General features: G+C 61.4%; 17 protein-coding genes. 8 read left to right on the top strand and 9 right to left on the bottom strand.

Going from position 1 to position 17,974, the window contains the following annotated elements; genetic code table 11:
• Window positions 1-49: 49 nt before the first annotated feature.
• On the top strand, window positions 50-628 hold the full coding sequence (locus AB4O16_RS05335; protein WP_160387999.1) for a hypothetical protein: 579 nt from the start codon (window positions 50-52) through the stop codon (window positions 626-628).
• Window positions 629-1,226: 598 nt separating this feature from the next.
• On the opposite strand, the gene hglS is transcribed toward AB4O16_RS05335, so the two are convergent.
• From hglS to AB4O16_RS05320, 3 genes are all read right to left on the bottom strand, one after another.
• Window positions 1,227-2,606, bottom strand: coding sequence for a 2-oxoadipate dioxygenase/decarboxylase HglS (hglS, locus tag AB4O16_RS05330; RefSeq protein WP_460157214.1), 1,380 nt, complete (start codon window positions 2,604-2,606; stop codon window positions 1,227-1,229).
• Window positions 2,607-2,716: 110 nt separating this feature from the next.
• Complete coding sequence (locus AB4O16_RS05325; protein ID WP_160387997.1) at window positions 2,717-3,673, bottom strand: alpha/beta fold hydrolase; 957 nt, start codon at window positions 3,671-3,673, stop codon at window positions 2,717-2,719.
• A 22-nt stretch (window positions 3,674-3,695) separates the two neighbouring features.
• On the bottom strand, window positions 3,696-5,150 hold the full coding sequence (locus tag AB4O16_RS05320; RefSeq protein WP_160387996.1) for a flavin-containing monooxygenase: 1,455 nt from the start codon (window positions 5,148-5,150) through the stop codon (window positions 3,696-3,698).
• A 199-nt stretch (window positions 5,151-5,349) separates the two neighbouring features.
• Here AB4O16_RS05320 and AB4O16_RS05315 point away from each other — a divergent pair, with 199 nt between their 5' ends.
• Window positions 5,350-6,423, top strand: coding sequence for a diguanylate cyclase (locus AB4O16_RS05315; protein WP_460157213.1), 1,074 nt, complete (start codon window positions 5,350-5,352; stop codon window positions 6,421-6,423).
• A gap of 361 nt (window positions 6,424-6,784) precedes the next feature.
• On the opposite strand, the gene AB4O16_RS05310 is transcribed toward AB4O16_RS05315, so the two are convergent.
• The 3 genes from AB4O16_RS05310 to AB4O16_RS05300 all read right to left on the bottom strand — a co-directional run bounded on the left by AB4O16_RS05310 (window position 6,785) and on the right by AB4O16_RS05300 (window position 9,903).
• Window positions 6,785-7,654 (bottom strand): isocitrate lyase/PEP mutase family protein, encoded by an 870-nt coding sequence (locus tag AB4O16_RS05310; RefSeq protein ID WP_160387994.1) that lies wholly within the window; start codon window positions 7,652-7,654, stop codon window positions 6,785-6,787.
• 142 nt (window positions 7,655-7,796) lie between these two features.
• A complete protein-coding gene (gene astA / locus AB4O16_RS05305) occupies window positions 7,797-8,831 on the bottom strand; it encodes an arginine N-succinyltransferase (RefSeq protein ID WP_460157212.1) in 1,035 nt (344 codons plus the stop codon).
• A gap of 55 nt (window positions 8,832-8,886) precedes the next feature.
• The gene (locus AB4O16_RS05300) at window positions 8,887-9,903 is read right to left on the bottom strand and encodes an arginine N-succinyltransferase (protein ID WP_460157211.1); all 1,017 of its coding nucleotides are present in this window, start codon (window positions 9,901-9,903) and stop codon (window positions 8,887-8,889) included.
• 533 nt (window positions 9,904-10,436) lie between these two features.
• Between AB4O16_RS05300 and AB4O16_RS05295 the strand changes: the two genes are divergently transcribed.
• Complete coding sequence (locus AB4O16_RS05295) at window positions 10,437-11,003, top strand: histidine phosphatase family protein (protein WP_460157210.1); 567 nt, start codon at window positions 10,437-10,439, stop codon at window positions 11,001-11,003.
• Window positions 11,003-11,758 (top strand): precorrin-6A synthase (deacetylating), encoded by a 756-nt coding sequence (gene cobF / locus AB4O16_RS05290; RefSeq protein ID WP_460157209.1) that lies wholly within the window; start codon window positions 11,003-11,005, stop codon window positions 11,756-11,758. Before AB4O16_RS05295 ends, cobF begins: the two co-directional genes overlap by 1 nt.
• Window positions 11,759-11,864: 106 nt before the next feature.
• Here cobF and ftrA read toward each other — a convergent pair whose 3' ends face one another.
• A complete protein-coding gene (ftrA, locus tag AB4O16_RS05285) occupies window positions 11,865-12,839 on the bottom strand; it encodes a transcriptional regulator FtrA (RefSeq protein ID WP_160387989.1) in 975 nt (324 codons plus the stop codon).
• A 101-nt stretch (window positions 12,840-12,940) separates the two neighbouring features.
• On the opposite strand from ftrA, the gene AB4O16_RS05280 reads away from it, so the two are divergent.
• Window positions 12,941-13,375 carry a rhodanese-like domain-containing protein gene (locus AB4O16_RS05280; RefSeq protein WP_160387988.1) on the top strand — a complete coding sequence of 145 codons (435 nt, stop codon included), beginning with the start codon at window positions 12,941-12,943 and terminating at the stop codon, window positions 13,373-13,375.
• A 23-nt stretch (window positions 13,376-13,398) separates the two neighbouring features.
• On the opposite strand, the gene AB4O16_RS05275 is transcribed toward AB4O16_RS05280, so the two are convergent.
• Entirely contained in the window at window positions 13,399-14,037 is a 639-nt protein-coding gene (locus AB4O16_RS05275) for a type 1 glutamine amidotransferase (RefSeq protein WP_460157208.1), read from the bottom strand.
• A gap of 307 nt (window positions 14,038-14,344) precedes the next feature.
• On the opposite strand from AB4O16_RS05275, the gene AB4O16_RS05270 reads away from it, so the two are divergent.
• The 3 genes from AB4O16_RS05270 to AB4O16_RS05260 all read left to right on the top strand — a co-directional run bounded on the left by AB4O16_RS05270 (window position 14,345) and on the right by AB4O16_RS05260 (window position 17,337).
• Entirely contained in the window at window positions 14,345-15,124 is a 780-nt protein-coding gene (locus AB4O16_RS05270; protein ID WP_160387986.1) for an ABC transporter substrate-binding protein, read from the top strand.
• A 201-nt stretch (window positions 15,125-15,325) separates the two neighbouring features.
• Window positions 15,326-16,438, top strand: a complete 1,113-nt coding sequence (locus tag AB4O16_RS05265) for a succinylglutamate desuccinylase/aspartoacylase family protein (protein WP_460157207.1) — start codon at window positions 15,326-15,328, stop codon at window positions 16,436-16,438.
• A gap of 182 nt (window positions 16,439-16,620) precedes the next feature.
• Window positions 16,621-17,337 (top strand): alpha/beta hydrolase, encoded by a 717-nt coding sequence (locus AB4O16_RS05260; RefSeq protein ID WP_160387984.1) that lies wholly within the window; start codon window positions 16,621-16,623, stop codon window positions 17,335-17,337.
• 3 nt (window positions 17,338-17,340) lie between these two features.
• Here AB4O16_RS05260 and AB4O16_RS05255 read toward each other — a convergent pair whose 3' ends face one another.
• Window positions 17,341-17,907 (bottom strand): DcrB/PsbP domain-containing protein, encoded by a 567-nt coding sequence (locus tag AB4O16_RS05255; protein WP_460157206.1) that lies wholly within the window; start codon window positions 17,905-17,907, stop codon window positions 17,341-17,343.
• Window positions 17,908-17,974 lie beyond the last annotated feature (67 nt).

Genomic DNA, 17,974 nt, shown 5'->3' with positions numbered 1-17,974 from the left:
CCGGTTTCAACGTCGTCTGTTGCCATCTATCACAGGGAATGTTCTGCCTATGAAACGCCACGCACTGACCAAAGCCATCACCCTCGCTACCCTGCTGTCTGCCGCCAGTTTTGGCGCGGTTGCCGCCGATATTCCGTTGTCCGAAGTCGTTGTGGCTGATCAGGTCTCCACCAAAGTCGTTTCGGTTGATGCCGCGAACCATTCCGTGGTTCTTAAAGGCCCGCAGGGTAATGAGTTCCCGGTGCAATTGACCGACAAGGCGAAAAACCTCGATAACCTCAAGGCTGGCGATACGGTCGACATCACGGTCACCAGCGCCGTTGCCGCCTACCTCGACACCGATGTCGACAAAGGCCTGCCCGGCACCGCCGAAGCCACCGGTGAAATCCGCGCGGCGCCAGGTAGCGCCAATCCTGGCGGCGAAGCTTATCGCCAGGTGAAAGTGCAGCTGAAAATCACCGGCATTGACCTGAAGAAAAACCAGGTGACCTTCGAAAACCCGGAAGGCAAGTCCAAGACCGTCGACGTCAAGCGACCTGAAGTCCAGGCCAAACTCAAGGACTTGAAAGTCGGGCAAAGCGTCAACGTGGTTTACACCGACATATTGACCGTGACCAGCAAGCACTGAGATTGAATGCTGGCGTTATACGGGTTGATTGTTTTTGTGCAAGTTCTGTACAGGAATAATCAACCCATTTGGTCTGGATAGTTGGTTTTACTGCCCGGTTGCATAATATTTAAGTCGACATTTTATTAAATATTGTGTCGATAAATTTCATCTTTGCAATGCGGACATAGTAATTCTCTTCTACTAGAATACTTTCCGTTCGCCCAGTGTTACGGCTCTTTACCAGTGCATGGATTGCCGAGGCCACTGCACTGGGCGAACACTTTGATTTGCTGTATTGAAAGTTTCGAATATAAAAAACGGGCGACCTGCAGGTCGCCCTTTTTTTGGGACTTTCGCTGACTTGGAGATCACTTCATTTTGAACGTGGGCACGGTCCCATGTAGGAGCCGGCTTGCTGGCGATGGTCGTTAACGATAACGCGTATGAACCGGATAAACGCGGCGCACTTGAGTCCATCGCCAGCAAGCCGGCTCCTACAGGTCTTGTGAGCGACACCCGCCCGTAGGAGCGAGCCTGCTCGCGATGGTCGTTAACGATAACGCGTATGAACTGGTTAAACGCGGGGCACTTGAGTCCATCGCCGGCAAGCCGGCTCCTACAGGCCCAATGCAGCGAAACACTGTTCAATCGAACGCTGCTGGCTCTGGGCATATAACCCCAACTCATCGATGGTCGAACGCCCCAGGGCCTTTTCGAATGCCTGTTGATTGGAATGCACGCCGTAACGGGTTTGCGCCGCGTCCCCCAGGTTTGACTGAAAAATCCCCGCCGCGCTGACCGGCAGGAAGTCTTCGTACACCAGCGGTTCAACCCGCAGATAACCAGCGTTGACCAGCTCTTCCAGGGCAGCGCTTTTCAGGTCGCCCGCCGCCAGGCCTTTTTCCGTCACGAAGTAGCGAAAGTAAGCCAGGTCCTGTTGGCGCATGCCTTCCCAGGTGTCAGGGAATTCGTTGAAGTGCTGCGCCATGAGCGCGTTGTAACGGGCGGCGTTGGCTTCGTTGGGGAAGTCCTTGAGTTCGTCCCGCGCGGCATTCAGCAGGCGGTCGTACAGTGCGCGACCTTTGGGCGTGAGGGCGGCACCACGCTGTTCGATCTCGCCGAAGCGGGCGCTGTGGCTGCCGCGAGCCTCGTGTTGATCGCTGAACGCAATCGGCTCGTCCAGGGCCTTGAAACTGGTCTGGCGCAGCAGGATCGGGCACTGCCGGCGGGGCGGGCCTTCGATCACCGCTTTGGGGGTGATGCCGTGGGCCGGCATTTGCGCCTGGACGATGTCGATGTCCAGGGTTCGCGGTGTCAGGTGGTTGATGTGCGGGCCCCTGAATGCCACCACGTCGGCGATCAGCCGATGCTGGGCGCTGAGCTGTTGATACTGCTCGGCGGTGACGGTGGCGCTGTGGTGCCAGCGAAAGGTCTCCAGGGCCTGTTCGACGAATTCCGGGGCTTGCTGCTCGGTCAGGCCACCTTGGCTTTCAGCGCGGTCGATGAGGGTCAGGGCCAGGGGCGTGAAGATCGCGCGCTGCTCGAGCACCGACTCGGCAAACGCTCGCAGCTGCGGGTCTTCGATCAACTCCAGGCGCAACAGCGAGGTGAACACCCGGAACGGACTGACCTGCAACGACGCTTCGTGCACTGCGCGAAAAGCCGTGGAATGCACGGGTACGCCGGCCGGTGTCAGGTCGTAGTAACCCACCGGTTGCATGCCCATCACCGCGAACAGGCGAGCGAGGGTCGCCAGTTCATCGGCCGTACCGACGCGGATCGCGCCGTGACGCTCCAGGTCCAGGCGCTCGATTTCCCCGGTGCTCGTGAGCTGCTGCAGGACCTGCCGATCGCTGTCGAGCACGTGACGGTTGGTCTGCTCCACCAGCTCCATCAGCGCGCCATACAACGGCACTTCCTCGCGGTACATGTCGGACATCGCTTTGGAGAAGCGTTGGCGGATCAGGTCAGGGCTGACGAAGTTCGGCTGGTTCATGAACAGGATTCCTGGCGCGGTGACGTAAAGGATGGACGAAAGATCGCAGCCTTCAGCGACGCCGACAAACGAAGTTTCTGACGAACTTCATTCTGCAAAGTCATGGATGCCTAGTGCAGTCGTTGATCCTGTGGGCTCTCCGATCGCAGTGATGCCAAAAACTCGCGATACAGGCGCGCCGAACCGGTCGGCGCCTCCACCATGGGCATGTGCCCGATGGCGTCCCAGATATGCACCCGCAGGTCGGCGATACCCTTGCTCCACACCGCCACGCTGCTGACATCGATCAGCCGGTCCTTGCGCCCCCACAGCAACAGCGCCGGGGCCATGATGTCGGGCAGGTGCGGCTCCATCGGCGGGCTGGCGCGGAAATCGCGGAAGATTTCTTCCAGCTCGTCGCGGGACTGTTCATAGCGCTGGGCCACGGCATCGAGCACCAGTTTGGGTACCCAGGGCGGCGAAGCCATGGTCATGGCGTAGAAACGCTTGAACTCTTCGCGCGAGTGAATCAGGAAGGGATTGTGGCCCTTGGCCAGATGCCGCTCCAGGTCGCTGGGTTCGGGCGCGGTGACCCCGGCCGGGTCGATCAGCGCCACGGACACGATGCGTTCCGGGTAATTGGCCGCGAGCCATGCCGCCATGTAGCCGCCCATGGAATTGCCGATGACATGGACTTTCTCGACGCCGCACACGTCCAGCAGCTGGATCATGCGCTTGGCCTGCAACGGGATGTCGTAGCCGCCACCGGCCTTGAAGCCGGTTTCGCCATGGCCGGCGATGTCCGGGATGATCACCCGATGGCTGCCGACAAAATGCCGGGCGAAACGCAGCCAGAGATTCTTGTCGGCGCTGAAGCCATGCAGCATCAGCACACTGCTGGTGGCTTCGTAGGGCCCGCCTTGCCAGGTCGAGACGGTCATCTCGGGGATGGGCACGACGATTTTGTGCAGCCGGTACAGCTTGGCCTCGGCCGCCATGTTCAGGTCATAGAGCCAGTAGCCGACGGCCGGGTAGGTCAGCCAGCTCCAGGCGACGAAAACTGCGAGAACGACGAACAACAAAAGCATCACGCGTCTCCCTTCTATCTGTTCAGGACAAAATGTGATCGGCGGGTTTCAGCGCTCGGGTCAAGCGATGAAAGCTGAAACTGAACCCCGGAAACATCGCAATCACATGACCGCTCTTGCTTTGATACCAACTGTGGCAACCACCGGACTTCCACACGGTACGTTCCATTTCCCGGTGGATCATTTCAGTGTAGGTACGTTCCGCTTCATGGCGAACTTCGATGCTGCGCAAACCTTGAGTCTGCAAGGTGCGAATGCAGTCGAGGATGTAATTCATCTGCGATTCGATGATGAACAGCGCCGAGGTGTGGCCGATGCCGGTGTTCGGCCCGGTGACGATGAACAGGTTGGGAAAGTCGGGCAGGGCGGTGCCGAGGTAGGCCCGCGGGTATTGTGCCCAGACTTCCCTGAGACGGGTGCCGTTCCTGCCCGTCACCGGGTAGGAAATCACCCCGTCGGTGGCGTCGTAGCCGGTGGACCAGACGATCAGGTCCAGGTCGATGTGTTGGCCGTCGAGGGTGACGATGCCGGTTTCGTCGATGGACGCGATGCCCTGCTCGCGGCTGTGCAATGTCACGTTGCGGCGGGCCAGTGCCGGGTACAGCGTGCTGGACAGGATCACCCGTTTGCAGCCGATGGTGTAGTCCGGCGTGAGCTTGCGCCGCAGCTCGGCGTCCGGCACCTGGCGCTTGAGAAAACGCAGGGCCTGGCGCTGGACCATCTGCACCGCCGGCTTCGAATACTTGAAGGCGATCACCCGGGTTTCGAACTGCCAGTAGATGCCCCAGCGCAGCAGCTTGTAGGCCGGCTTGAGCCCCAGCAGCCAGCGCTGGAAGCGGCCAAAGCGGCGATCAGTCCGGGGCAGCACCCAGTGCGGCGTGCGCTGGAACACATGCAAGTGCCCGACATCCGCGGCAATCGCCGGAATCACCTGGGCCGCGCTGGCGCCGCTGCCGACGATGGCCACGCGTTTGTGCCGGTAGTCATAGCCGTGATCCCAGTTGTTGGTGTGGAACGTCTTTCCGCCAAAGCGTTCCTGTCCCTCGAAGTGCGGCACCACCGGCTGGCTCAGCGGCCCGGTCGCATTTATCAGGAACTGCGCGCTGAACGTGCCCTTGCCGGCGGTGTATACGGTCCAGCGCTTGGCGGTGTCGTCCCATTCGATGCGCTTGACATTCGCGTCCAGCTCCACCTTGTCGCGCAGGCCGAAGTGTTCCACCACGTGGCGGGTGTAGCGGTGCAGTTCGGCCTGTTCGGCGAACATTTGCGTCCAGCGATACGGGGCGAAAGACAAGGAGTACAACGGCGAGGGAACGTCGACTGCCGCGCCGGGGTAGGTGTTCTGGCACCAGGTGCCGCCGAAGAAATCCCGGCGTTCGAGCAGGCGGAAATCGTCGATGCCGGCCTTGAGCAAATTGATTGCAGCACATTGGCCGCCAAACCCGCTGCCGATGATCAATACTTGAAAGGTCTGCATGGGCCTCCTCTTATGGTCATCGATCAACCCCTTCTTTCATGTATAGCCGTTTCTGGAGACGAGGCTTTTGCTTTTATGCACGCGTGATGTCGCGATATTCAGCCCGCCAGCCGGTGATGGCTATTTAAGATCGCCCTGATAGACTCCAACGCAAAGGCTCAGGCTGTAATCGCATTTCGTCGAGTGGCACAGAGGCCCTATGGTAAAGACGGGAGGAAAAGGATTTTCATTGGCCAAGAGGCTCTATACATCGCGAATCCTCGGGGTGGCCCTGGGATTGGTGTGCGTGAGCGCGGCGATGTATCCACTCGATCCGGCGCCATGGGTCTGGGGATTCATGTGGTTCAACGGCCTGATCTGGCCGCACCTGGCGTATCAATTGGCGCGCCGGGCGAAAAAGCCTTATCACGCCGAACACCGCAATCTGTTGCTCGATGCCTTTCTCGGCGGCTTCTGGATTGCCGCGATGCATTTCAATCCGCTGCCCAGTGCGACCACCATTTCCATGATGGCCATGAACAACGTGGCCATCGGCGGCATGCGCTTCCTGTTGGCCGGGACGGCCGCGCAATTGCTGGGCGTCGGTGTCGGTCTACAGCTTTTCGCCCCGGCATTCATTCCCGCCACCAGCCCGCTGCAGCTCTATGCCTGTTTGCCCTTGCTGTGCCTGTACCCGTTGGCGCTGGGCTGGATCTGCTTTCGCCAGGCCCATACCCTCGGCCGTCAGAAACGTGAACTGCTGGCACTGAGCCGCACCGACAGCCTGACGGGCCTGCTCAACCATGGCACCTGGAAAGACCAGCTGGAGGTCGAGTTCCAGCGTTGCAAGCGCCAACAGAAAGGCGGGGCGATCGCCCTGATCGACATCGACCATTTCAAGGCCATCAACGACACCTACGGCCATGTTGCCGGCGATATCGTCTTGCGTCAGCTGAGCAAAATGCTCAAGCAGAACCTGCGCGCGACCGATGTGGCAGGGCGCTACGGCGGTGACGAGTTCTGCGTGATCCTGCCGGACCTGCCCCTGAACCGCGCCGCCGTGGTCATGGATGCACTGCGTGATCGCTTCGCCACCTTGGGTTACGAGCAGAATCCGGCGCTCAAAGTCAGCCTGAGCATTGGCCTGGCCTCATTCAACCCGGCCCACACCGATGCGACGCTTTGGCTCAACGACGCCGATCATGCGCTATACGAAGCCAAGACCACCGGGCGCAACCGGGTGATCTGTTGCGGCAATGGCAAACCCCGTCGCGAACTGTTCGGCTCGGTGTGACCGGCCACAGCAAAACCTGTGGGAGCGAGCTTGCTCCGGGCGGCGTTCCGACGATGGCTGAGTGTCAGATGGCAGGGATGTTGGCTGTGAAGGCCCCATCGCAAGCAAGCTCGCTCCCACAGTGGATTTGCGGTGAACGCCTCATTTGCGCTTACCCGCGATCAATTGTGGGAGCGAGCTTGCTCGCGATGGCTGAGTATCAGGCGACATGGATGTTGGCTGTGAAGGCCTCATCGTCGGAACGCCGCCCGGAGCAAGTTCGCTCCCACAGTGGGTTTGCGGTGAACGCCTCATTTGCGCTTACCCGCGATCCATTGTGGGAGCGAGCCTGCTCGCGATGGCGGAGTGTCAGTTTAAACCATCACTCCTTCACGCTCATGAATTCTTCCGCGTAGCGGATGTATTCCTCCGGCTGCGTGTAGGTGTGGGTCAGCTCGGTCGCGCTCAGGTCCGACGTCTGGGTGAGGATCTGGCGTTGCTCGCGCAGGCTGTCGTAGGTCGCCTTGATCGCGGCGAAGTACGCGCCATGGCCGTCGATGGTCACGCGCACGCCCAGTTCGGCCAGGCGCTTGTCGTCACGCAGCAGCGGGTTGCCGTAGGTCACCAGCATCAGCGGCACGCTCAGGTGCTCGGCGATCTGCTCCAGATGGTCGAAGTCCTTGACGCCCACCATGCAGATGCCGTCGGCGCCGGCTTGCTGGTATTGGCGGGTGCGGCTGATGATTTCCTGCACCGGCAGAATCCCCGCGTGGGTGCGGGCGATGATCGCCATTTCCTTGTCGCAGCGGGCCTCGAGTGCCGCGCGGATCTTGCCGACGCCTTCGGCGACCGTGATCAGGTCGGTGGATTTACGGCCGAACTGCGCGGGCAGCAGGGTGTCTTCGATGGTCAGCGCGGCGACGCCGGCGCGTTCCAGTTCGACGATGGTGCGCATGACGTTGAGCGCGTTGCCGTAGCCGTGGTCGGCGTCGGCGATCACCGGCAACTGGGCGACACGGCCGATGCGCGTGGCCTGTTCGGCGAATTCGCTGAGGGTGATCAGGGCAAAGTCGGGAGCGCCCAGCACTTGCAGCGAGGCGACCGAACCGCCAAGGATCCCGACTTCGAAGCCCAGGTCGGCGGCGATGCGCGCCGACATCGGGTCGAACACCGAGGCCGTGTGATAGCACGCGTCAGAAGCGAACAGTTGGCGAAAATTGCGGCGCAAATCTTGATGGGAAAGCCTGGACATATGAGTTCCACCAATGGAATGGAAGGGCTTGAGCAAAAGTGTCAACGCCGAAGAAATAAAAGGCTATCACGCGCGCAGCGGGAGAATGATGACGAATTTGCTGGGTCAGGCCGATTGACGTCGCAACAATGGACCTGCCAGGTCACGCTGCCACGGCCTGTTGCCGCTGATTGAGCAGCGTCACGGCGCGCACCAGGTCGCCGGGTTGCAGCTGCAAGCGCTTGGCGGTCAGGCGATCGACCACCAGGCAGTTGCCCACCTGTCGGGCCGGGGCACAGGTAATGCGGCAGTTTTCCAGGCGGCGATTGTGAATCAGCCAGAGCGGATCGTCAGCGTCCGCCGAGCCAATGGCCAGTAGCAGCGCCTGGCTGTCGCGCACGGTGCGGATATCGCTGACCGGGGCTTCAATGACCGGCCCGCCGTCGAAGATATCGATGTAGCCCTGATGGGCAAAACCTTCGGCGCTGAGGATTTTCCGGGCCGGTTCGGTATTGGGGTGGGCCTTGCCGATCACCGCCTGCGCCTGTTCGGTCAGCAGGCAGGTGTACAGCGGCTGGCGCGGCATCAGTTCGGCGATGAAGGATTTGCTGCCCAGCCCGGACAAGTGATCGGCGTGGCAAAAGTCCATCTTGTAAAAATGCCGGCCGAGGCTGTCCCAGAACGGCGAGCCACCTCGTTCGTCGGCACTGCCGCGCAGTTCGGCAATGAGCCGGCTGCCGAACAGCTGGGTAAACTCGGCCACAAACAACAAGCGCCCGAGGGAGAGCAAACGGCCATTGCTGCCCTGGCGCTGATCGGGGCGCAGGTACAACGAGCAGACTTCCGATTGCCCGGTCAATTCATTGCTCGGGAACAGGGTCTGGATCTGGCGCTGGATACCCAGGTTCGCGCAAGCGCTGACCGTCAGGCCCACCCGGTAGTTGTACCAGGGCTCGCGCAGGCCGACGCCACCCTTGAGGGCGCTGACGCCCACCACTTGCTGGTCATCGTCCTCGAGTACGAACAGATAATCGGCATCGGCCCGATCGACCTGTCCGGCGAAGGCGCGTTGGGCCCAGCGGATCCGGTAGGCCAGGCGTTCCTCGTCGGCCGGCAGGCTGGTGAGTCCGGGACTGGCCTGACGTGCCAGCGTGAACAAGGCGGGCAGGTCGGTGATCTGGACCGGACGGACAATCATGCGGCTGTTCCTTGTTCGCGCGTGTTCGGGCGTTGGCGTTGACGGCAGCGTGCATTCACAGGGCGATCAGCCTGATCGGGCTGCCGTCGGTGACCTTCAGCGCCTTGCACATGACTGCGTCCAGGGTCACCGGTTGCCCGGCGATGTAATCAAGATCGGCGACGATGGCCCGATAATCCTCCAGGCACTCGTTGCTCACCAGATAGCTGCCCCGGGCATCGATCACCGCGCCAGTGCGCGTGACGGCGCACTGGCTGTGGGCGATTGAACGAATGGCCGATGTGCGTGCATACAGCGTCGGCCCGCCATCGAACAGGTCGATGTAGCTGTTGGTTTCGAAGCCTTCACGTTCAAGGATGTCGAAGGCTTCCTGGCCGTCGGGGTGGATGCTGCCGATGCAGTCCTGTGCCGCCTGCGGCAGCATCGGCACGTAGATCGGATACTGCGGCATCAGTTCGGCGAGAAAGGTGCGGCTCTGCAGGCCGCACAGCCGTTCGGCCTCGACGTAGGGCAGGTCGAAGAAATGCTTGCCCACGGCATCCCAAAAGGGTGAGTGGCCTTCATCACTGCTGTAGCCGACGATCTCGGTGATCAGTGTTTCGGAAAAGCGCCGGGCGTGGGCGGCGATGAACAACAGGCGCGCCCGCGACAGCAGTTCGGAATGCGCGCTGCGTACATGCGCGGCATCGATATGGAAACCGCGCAGCAGGGTATGGCCGTTGAGGTCGTGGCACAACGACAAGGCCGGTACACCGTGCTCGATGTTCAGTTCCCTGGAGGCACTGGTGAAGTGGCGGTTGCGCAGGCTGTAGAACGGCTCGCTGTGCCCGGCCGTGGCGAGGATCTCCGAACATCCGACCAGTTGTTGCGTGGTCAGGTCTTCGAGCACAAAAAAATAGTTTTCCGGGCCATGGGCCTCGACGTTCTTCTCGAACGAGGCTCGGGAGTCGAGGATTTTTTCGCGCAACCGTTCGCTGTCGTCGGGCAGGGAGGTGACGCCCACGAGGCTTTCACGAGCGAGCTTCTGCAACTGGGGCAGGTCGGCTGACTCGACTGGACGCAAGACCAGCATGGAGACACTCCTGTATCAAACGATCCGGCGTTTTGTGCCGGACCTGACTATCACTGTCGGTTTTTTCCACACATGAATCGGTGGTCGTCTGATCGTTGCCAGGCGCCATTCTTTTTCTATTCAGATGCTGCTTGTGCTGGACCGCATTAAACGGGGAGCGGACGGTTCGGCCGAAGGCGATGCCTGGCCAGGTGCATTGATCGGGTGTTGGGGAAAGGGCATCCGGGCTCCTGCTGGATGAGTGTGGTACATGCTTCAACAATCCGTTGAAAGAAGTATTTAATTATCGCGCACTGCCTGTCTAGTGAATTTTTGCGAGCTTGGGACGTGCCCAAAAATGGGGCGAAAGGTCTACGGAAAGGGCCTACGCCGATCTCGCAAAAGCGTGTAGGTCATTGCCCGGTTTGCCGTCAGCGATATCAGAAAATCTACCGGGAAACTAAACGCCCCCGGACCCTGCTTTCTTGCGGCACAATTGCGTCATGGCGTTCACCTGACGCTGTCGTTCCTTTCCATTCATAGAGTGATTGCCGGTGCAGGCGACCCGTTTAACCCTGATTTGCCACGCTCGAACCGTCGCCTGGAAATTGGCGCGCTTTGCATTGGACGAACCTCTGGAAATGGATTGGCAAGCGCTCAGGCTTTCCCGTTGCAAGCAGTTCAAGGGGACTCCACGGCTTGTTTGTGGTCCGGAGTTGCGCACCCGGCAAACCGCCGAACTGTTCGGCAGCGCGCCGCAGATTGTCGATGCGCTGAAGGACTGCGACTTCGGACGATGGGCCGGTGTGCGCATCAACGAGCTGCAAAAGACCCAGGCCGAGGAGCTCCAGCATTGGATGGCGGATCCGGCTTCGGCACCCCACGGTGGCGAGTCGGTGCTGCAACTCGAGGAACGGCTGGGCGCGTGGCTGACAACGTTGCAGCCGGGGCACACCGTTGCCATCACCCATCCCTTTGTCATCCGTGCCGCGCTGGCGCACGTGTTGCAGGGCGCATCGTCCAGCCTGATCGACGTCGAGCCCCTGGCAACGGTCGAGTTGAGTTTCCATGGCCGCTGGCGGCTGCGCTTGCCGGGCACCGACTTTGAGGAGCCGCTGTGATGAAAAAACTCCTGGTCATCGGCATCGGTGCCGGCAATCCCGACTACATCACGATGCAAGCGGTGAAGGCGCTGAATCGGGTCGACGTGTTTTTTCTCATGGACAAGGGCGAGAGCAAGGACAAGCTCATCGAACTGCGGCGCGAAATCTGCGAACGCTACATCACCGACCCCGCTTACCGTTTTGTCGAAGCCCACAGCCCGGAGCGCGAGCGCGGTGAGGTGGACTACAGGAGCAGTGTCGACGACTTGAACCTGGCCAGGCAGCAGACCTTCGAACGGCTGATCAACGAGGAACTGTCCGACGGCCAGTGTGGTGGTTTTCTGGTATGGGGCGACCCCGCGCTGTACGACAGCACCCTTCGCATTCTTCAGGCGATCCAGGCCTCGGGCGCCTGCGCGTTCGAGTTCGAGGTCATCCCCGGCATTACCAGCGTGCAGGCCTTGGCGGCACAACACAAGGTGCCGCTCAACCAGATCGGCCGTTCCGTTGAAATCACCACGGGCCGGCGTCTGGCGGCGGGGCAGGTGAGCGATGCCGACAGCCTGGTGGTGATGCTCGATGCGCAGGATGCCTACCGTCAGGTGGTGGATCAGGACACCGAGATTTACTGGGGGGCCTACCTGGGGACGGCGGATGAAATCCTCATCAGCGGCAAGCTCGGGGATGTGGCGGATGACATCGAACAGGTGCGCAAGGCGGCGCGGCTGGCCAATGGCTGGATCATGGATACCTACCTGCTGCGCAAGCCTTGATCAATCGGTGACCGGGCTGACGCCATCGCTGGCAAGCCAGCTCCCACAGGGCTTACGCGAACCCTGTGGGAGCTGGCTTGCCAGCGAAGAGGCCCATGAGAGCGCCTCAAAAACCAGCAGGGGCACCACGCCCGAACCGCTCCCGATACACCGAAGGCGGCACCCCGACCACCGTGCGAAACGCCACCCGAAAACTTTCCACCGAGCGATAACCGCAACGTTCGGCAATCTGCTCGGTGTTCTGGTCGCTGCTTTCCAGCAGTTCACGTGCGCGGCCCAAACGTTCGTGTTGCAACCAGGTTTTCGGTGACTGTCCGCTGGCTTCGCTGAAGCGGCGCAGGAAGGTGCGTTCGCTCATGGCGGCTTCGCTGGCCAGGTCGCGCACCTCCAGCGGTTCGTGCAAACGCTCGCGTGCCCACTGCATGACGCGCGACAGATCGCTGCGCGGTGTGGGGCTGACCGGCGTCGGAATGAACTGCGCCTGGCCTCCGCTGCGTTGCGGTGACATGACCAGGCGCCGGGCCACGCAATTGGCCACCTGCGTACCGAAATCCCGCGCCACCAGATGCAGGCAGGCATCGATGCCGGCCGCGCTGCCGGCGGAGGTGATCAATTGGCCGGAATCGACATACAGCACGTCCGGGTCCACCAGGATCCCGGGAAACCGCTCGGCCAGTTCCGAGGTGTAGCGCCAGTGCGTGGTCGCACCGCGCCCGTCGAGCAAGCCGGTGGCGGCGAGGACGAAAACACCGGAGCAGATCGACAGCAACCGCGCGCCCCGCGCATGGGCCTGGCGCAGGGCGGCGATCAGTTCTGCCGGCACCGTGGCGCTGCGGTCGCGCCAGCCGGGAATGATGATGGTGCGGGCATCGGCGAGCAATTCCATGCCGCCGTCGGCCAGTACCTGGATGCCGCCCATGGCGCGCATCGGGCCTTGATCGACGGCGACGATACGATGCTCGTACCACGGGAAATCGAACTCGGGGCGTGGCAGGCCGAAGATCTCCACGGCAATGCCGAACTCGAACGTACAGAGGCCGTCGTAGGCCAGAATCGCGACGGTGCCTGGTGTGGGCTGCATTTGGCGGAAAGTTCCCGGTGAGTGTCTTGTGCGCCACTTTAGCCGCAAGTGGCTGGCGGATAAAGTCTTCCTACACCCACCGATACCTTGGAGTACACAGCATGACCAGTCTGGTTCGCGAAATTCCCGCCGCCCCATCGGCCATTGCCCTGATGCATTTCAGCAACCGCCTGACGTTCGAAACCGATTGTTCCGACGTCCACGCCAGCCAGCAGAGTGGTGAAGTCGATTTCGTCCTGCTGGATGTGCGTGGCCCGCTGGCGTTCGAGCGCGGTCATGTGCCGGGAGCGCTCAACATCCCAGGGCGTTTGCTGACCGCCGAAGGTCTGGCCGGTTATCCGAAAAACAGCCTGTTCGTGGTCTATTGCGCCGGGCCACATTGCAACGGCGCGAACAAGGCGGCAGTGAAACTGGCGGCCCTGGGTTATCCGGTCAAGGAGATGATCGGCGGCGTGACCGGCTGGCTGGATGAAGGGTTTGAGTTGAGTGTCACCGAGCAGCGCCCGGTGAATGCTGCGATCGGATGTGAGTGCTGATCCCCTCACCACAGATATGTATTTCAGCTACAGGCCGCCGCCCACCACTCATCCAGTGTCGCCTCTAACCATGTGGCCACCGCTGCGTAATCCGCAGCATCCTGCGCCCCTCGTGGCAACGGCGACTCATCACCAAAATGCGCATTGAGCATCGCCACCGACCCGGCGTTCCACTCCGGATGAAACTGCAACCCCAACCGCGTCGGCCCGGCGCGGTACATCTGTTGGCCGCAGTGTTCGCTGCTGGCCAGCAGTTGCGCGGCAGGCGGCAGGTCGATGGCATCTTCGTGCCACTCCAGGACCTTCAGCGTTTGCCCACCGATGAAGTTCACCCTGGTCCAGCCGGTTTCGCTGCGGTCCATGCGCCGCACATTGCCGCCCAGGCTCAACGCCAGCAATTGTGCCCCCAGGCAGATGGCGAACACGGCGCCACCTTGATCGAGGGTACCTTTGAGCCATTGCCGTTCGGCCTCCAGCCAGGCCGGGCCGGCATTGGATTCGTAAGGCCCGCCCAGCAGGATCACCGGATCGGCGCTGACGGGCGGCAACTGGCCCAGGTCGGCGCGAAACACCTTCAGCGTCAGCCCTCGGGATTCAGCCCAGACGGCGATCGCGCCCGGTCCCTCGGCGGGGTGGTGCTGGATCAGGTTCAACGTGGGCATCGGGCGAGTCTCGATGGGACGAATGGGGGCTCAATGTGCCGTAAATCACCCGGTATCGCCAGCCGAAAGACCTGTAGGCCGGGTCTGCAGGCGCGCCTTGTCTGACAGACTTTGCACCGTCATGGCGCGTTCACCGCACTGCCTCTCTCCCGGCGCCACTTTTCTATAAATATTTGTCGCCTCGACGTAATTTGCCCTCCTGTAGCCGCTCTAGACTGCCGGCCACTTCGGTTTGCGCCCACGAGGCGAGGACCGAACGCTGCCAATCGAAGCTGCCAATAAAAGCCTCCGCACACAGGAGTTATAAATGAAGAAGCTAGTGATGTTCGGTGCCCTGGCACTGTCGATGTTGTCCCTGACCGCCGTGGCTGAAGACGCCAAGCCGATCCGCATCGGTATCGAAGCCGGCTACCCGCCATTCTCGATGAAGACCCCAGACGGCAAACTCACCGGTTTCGACGTGGATATCGGCGACGCGCTGTGCGAGCAGATGAAGGTCAAGTGCACCTGGGTCGAGCAAGAGTTCGACGGCCTGATCCCTGCGCTGAAGGTCAAGAAAATCGACGCCATCCTGTCGTCCATGACCATCACTGACGACCGCAAGAAGAACGTCGATTTCACCATCAAGTACTACCACACCCCGGCACGCTTCGTGATGAAGGAAGGCACCGACGTCAAGGACCCGCTGACCGAGCTCAAGGGCAAGAAAGTCGGTGTCCTGCGCGCCAGTACCCACGACCGCTTCGCCACTGAAGTGCTGCAACCGGCGGGGATTGTCCTGGTGCGCTACGGCTCCCAGCAGGAAGCCAACCTGGACATGGTCTCCGGCCGCATTGACGCGCTGTTGGCCGACTCGGTCAACCTGGACGACGGTTTCCTGAAAACCGACGCCGGCAAGGGTTTCGCTTTCGTCGGCCCTGAGTACAACGATCCGAAATACTTCGGTGGCGGCGCCGGCATTGCCGTGCGCAAGGGCGATACCGCCCTGGCCGAGCAATTCAACAAAGCCATCACTGACATCCGCGCCAACGGCAAGTACAAGCAAGTGCAGGACAAGTACTTCAAGTTTGACGTTTACGGCGAGTAAGCGAGCCGTTCGGAAAAGTGGCAACCGTCAGACGCGGTTGCCATTTTTTTTGTGCATTTTCTAATGTAAGGAGATCTTTGTGGGAGCGAGCTTGCTCGCGATAGCGGTCCTTCAGTCGAATAATGTTGTACTGACCCACCGCTATCGCGAGCAAGCTCGCTCCCACAGGTGATCTCGCCGTTCTGACTTCCGGAGTTCCCCATGCAACGCATCGACCACCCATTGCCCTGGAGCCACCTGGGCACCGAACGCAGCCTCAGCGTATTTCGTTATGGCGCGGGCGCCCGCAAGGTCTACATCCAGGCCAGCCTGCACGCCGATGAACTGCCGGGCATGCGCACGGCCTGGGAGTTGAAGAAGCGCCTGGCCGAACTTGAACAACAGGGACAGTTGAGCGGTGTGATCGAACTGGTACCGGTGGCCAATCCCATTGGCCTTGACCAGCACCTGCAAGGCAGCCACATGGGGCGTTTCGAACTGGGCAGCGGCAAGAACTTCAACCGCTCGTTCGTCGAACTCAGTGCGCCGGTGGCCGAGCGGGTCGGTGATCGCCTCGGCAGCGATGCCCAGGCCAACATCGCGCTGATTCGCCAGACCATGGGCCAGGTCCTCGACGACTTGCCGGCCGCGACCTCGCAGCTCGAAGCGATGCACCGCCTGTTGCTGCGCCATGCCTGCGACGCCGACATCACCCTCGATCTGCATTGCGATTTCGAAGCGGCGATCCACATCTACGCCTTGCCGCAGCACTGGCCGCAATGGCAATCCCTGGCGGCGCGCCTGAAGGCCGGCGTGGCGTTGTTGTGTGAAGATTCCGGTGGCAGCTCGTTCGATGAATCCTGTTCATCGCCATGGTTGCGCCTGGCGAGGATGTTTCCGGCGGCGGCGATTCCACCGGCCAACCTGGCAACCACGCTGGAGCTGGGCAGCATGGGCGACACCCGCGTCGACCAGGCCCAGGCCAATTGCGAGGCCATTCTCGGCTTCCTCGCCGAGCAGGGTTTCATCTCCGGCACCTGGCCGGCGGCACCGGCCGACTGCTGCGAAGGCATGCCGTTCGAAGGCACCCAATACCTGTTCGCCCCGCATCACGGCGTGGTCAGTTTCCTGCGCGAGGCCGGGGAGTGGGTGGAGAAGGGCGATGCGCTGTTCGAGGTGGTCGACCCGTTGAACGACAAGGTCACCACCGTGCGGGCGGGTACCAGTGGCGTGCTGTTCGCCATCGACCGTGGGCGCTACACCCAGCCGGGAACCTGGCAGGCGAAGGTTGCCGGGCGCGAGCCGATTCGGGTGGGCAAGTTGATCAACGACTGAGCCGGGGATCCATATCGTCTGTTCGGGCCTCATCGCTGGCAAGCCAGCTCCCACAAGGGCCGAGTGAACCTTGTGGGAGCGGGCTTGCCCGCGATGACGGCATAAGCCACACCCGAGATGTTCCTGTCTGATTCACAATGTTAGGCTCTTCCCCGAATCCTGCATTCAGTGAAGGAAGACCCATGTTGAAGATTCTCGCGCTGCTCACGCTCCTGGCATCCACCGCCGTCCACGCCCAAACCCCGCTGCAAACCGACCTGCCGCTCAAGTACCTGGAGCAGGCCAACGCCGATTCGAACCATCAACCCCTGGTGATTTTCCTCCACGGCTACGGCAGTAACGAGCAGGACCTGTTCGGCATCAAGGATGACTTGCCCGCGACTTACACCTACCTGTCGGTGCGGGCACCTTTGGTGATGGAGGCGGGCAGCTATCAGTGGTTCCGCAAGAAGGGCGAAGGGGCCTACAACGGCGAGACCGATGATCTGAAGTCCAGCGGCCAGGTGCTGCTGGATTTTGTCGCACAGGCCACGAAGAAATATCACACCGAACCCGAGAAGGTGTTCCTGGTGGGCTTCAGCCAGGGCGCGATCATGTCCTACGAAGTGGGCCTGCGACATCCCGAAGCACTGGGCGGGATCGCCGCGTTGAGCGGGCGGATTCTGCCGGTGCTCAAGGCCGAACTGAAACCGGATGAAAAGCGCCAGTCGCTGGCGATTTTCATCGGTCATGGTGAGCAGGACAAACGCCTGCCATTCAGCGACGGTAGCGAAGCCAACAGCCTGTTGCAGAGCGTGTCACTCGAGCCCGAGTTTCACGCCTATCCCGGTGTCGGCCACAACATCAGCGCCGAGGAGATCCAGGACTTGAGCGCCTGGTTGCAGCGACTCAACCCCTGAGCCTTATTTGCCGCTGACGATCTGTTTGATCAGGGTTTCATGGGCCGCCATGTCGCCGGGACGGGAAATCACCTGGACCACCGCCATGCGCGTGCCGGATGCCGCCATCAGCGTGGTGGTGAGGGTCATGCCACCGCCCTGGGTGGCGGTGCCGTCGACCTGGCGCAGGCCCAGCCCGGTGGGCCTGGTCAGGGATTTCTCGCTGAGCTTGTTGTAGTCAGGCAGGGATTTTTGTTGCGCCGTATCGAAGTCGGCCACGGTGCCGTCGAGGAACTCGCCGTCGTTGTCCTTGACGCTGACACCTTTGGGCAGGTTGTTTTCAGCGGCGATCACCACGGTCTTGGTCGTCGCATTGCTGTACAGGGTGCCGCTGGCGCCGTCAGGGCTGGCGGGCAGCGGGCTGGCGCTGAAACCCTTGGGCAGGTTGAAGGTGAACTTGCCGCCGAGCATCGAGACTTTTTGCGCCGGCGCATCGCTGGAAACGGCCGTGGCGGCCTGCGCATTCAAAGCCCCCAGGCTGGTAGCCGCAACCAACAGCAGGACAAGGGCTTTGTGACTCAACAATGACATCGGAATCTCCAGGGAAGAACGCGCGGGGGCGCGATCATCCCATGGAGGTTGTGATGGATTCCAGCGT

The organism is Pseudomonas sp. S2_H10, from assembly GCF_054668285.1.
This window is presented reverse-complemented; position numbering and strand designations above follow the sequence as displayed.

Bases quoted from the DNA above. Each gene is read 5' to 3' on its own strand.
- AB4O16_RS05260 (WP_160387984.1), top strand. From the start codon at position 16,621: ATGTTGAAGATTCTCGCGCTGCTCACGCTCCTGGCATCCACCGCCGTC.
- AB4O16_RS05275 (WP_460157208.1), bottom strand. From the start codon at position 14,037: ATGCCCACGTTGAACCTGATCCAGCACCACCCCGCCGAGGGACCGGGC.
- AB4O16_RS05300 (WP_460157211.1), bottom strand. From the start codon at position 9,903: ATGCTGGTCTTGCGTCCAGTCGAGTCAGCCGACCTGCCCCAGTTGCAG.
- AB4O16_RS05325 (WP_160387997.1), bottom strand. From the start codon at position 3,673: ATGCTTTTGTTGTTCGTCGTTCTCGCAGTTTTCGTCGCCTGGAGCTGG.
- AB4O16_RS05315 (WP_460157213.1), top strand. From the start codon at position 5,350: ATGGTAAAGACGGGAGGAAAAGGATTTTCATTGGCCAAGAGGCTCTAT.
- AB4O16_RS05270 (WP_160387986.1), top strand. From the start codon at position 14,345: ATGAAGAAGCTAGTGATGTTCGGTGCCCTGGCACTGTCGATGTTGTCC.
- AB4O16_RS05280 (WP_160387988.1), top strand. From the start codon at position 12,941: ATGACCAGTCTGGTTCGCGAAATTCCCGCCGCCCCATCGGCCATTGCC.
- AB4O16_RS05265 (WP_460157207.1), top strand. From the start codon at position 15,326: ATGCAACGCATCGACCACCCATTGCCCTGGAGCCACCTGGGCACCGAA.
- cobF (WP_460157209.1), top strand. From the start codon at position 11,003: ATGAAAAAACTCCTGGTCATCGGCATCGGTGCCGGCAATCCCGACTAC.
- astA (WP_460157212.1), bottom strand. From the start codon at position 8,831: ATGATTGTCCGTCCGGTCCAGATCACCGACCTGCCCGCCTTGTTCACG.
- AB4O16_RS05320 (WP_160387996.1), bottom strand. From the start codon at position 5,150: ATGCAGACCTTTCAAGTATTGATCATCGGCAGCGGGTTTGGCGGCCAA.
- AB4O16_RS05310 (WP_160387994.1), bottom strand. From the start codon at position 7,654: ATGTCCAGGCTTTCCCATCAAGATTTGCGCCGCAATTTTCGCCAACTG.
- ftrA (WP_160387989.1), bottom strand. From the start codon at position 12,839: ATGCAGCCCACACCAGGCACCGTCGCGATTCTGGCCTACGACGGCCTC.
- hglS (WP_460157214.1), bottom strand. From the start codon at position 2,606: ATGAACCAGCCGAACTTCGTCAGCCCTGACCTGATCCGCCAACGCTTC.
- AB4O16_RS05335 (WP_160387999.1), top strand. From the start codon at position 50: ATGAAACGCCACGCACTGACCAAAGCCATCACCCTCGCTACCCTGCTG.
- AB4O16_RS05255 (WP_460157206.1), bottom strand. From the start codon at position 17,907: ATGTCATTGTTGAGTCACAAAGCCCTTGTCCTGCTGTTGGTTGCGGCT.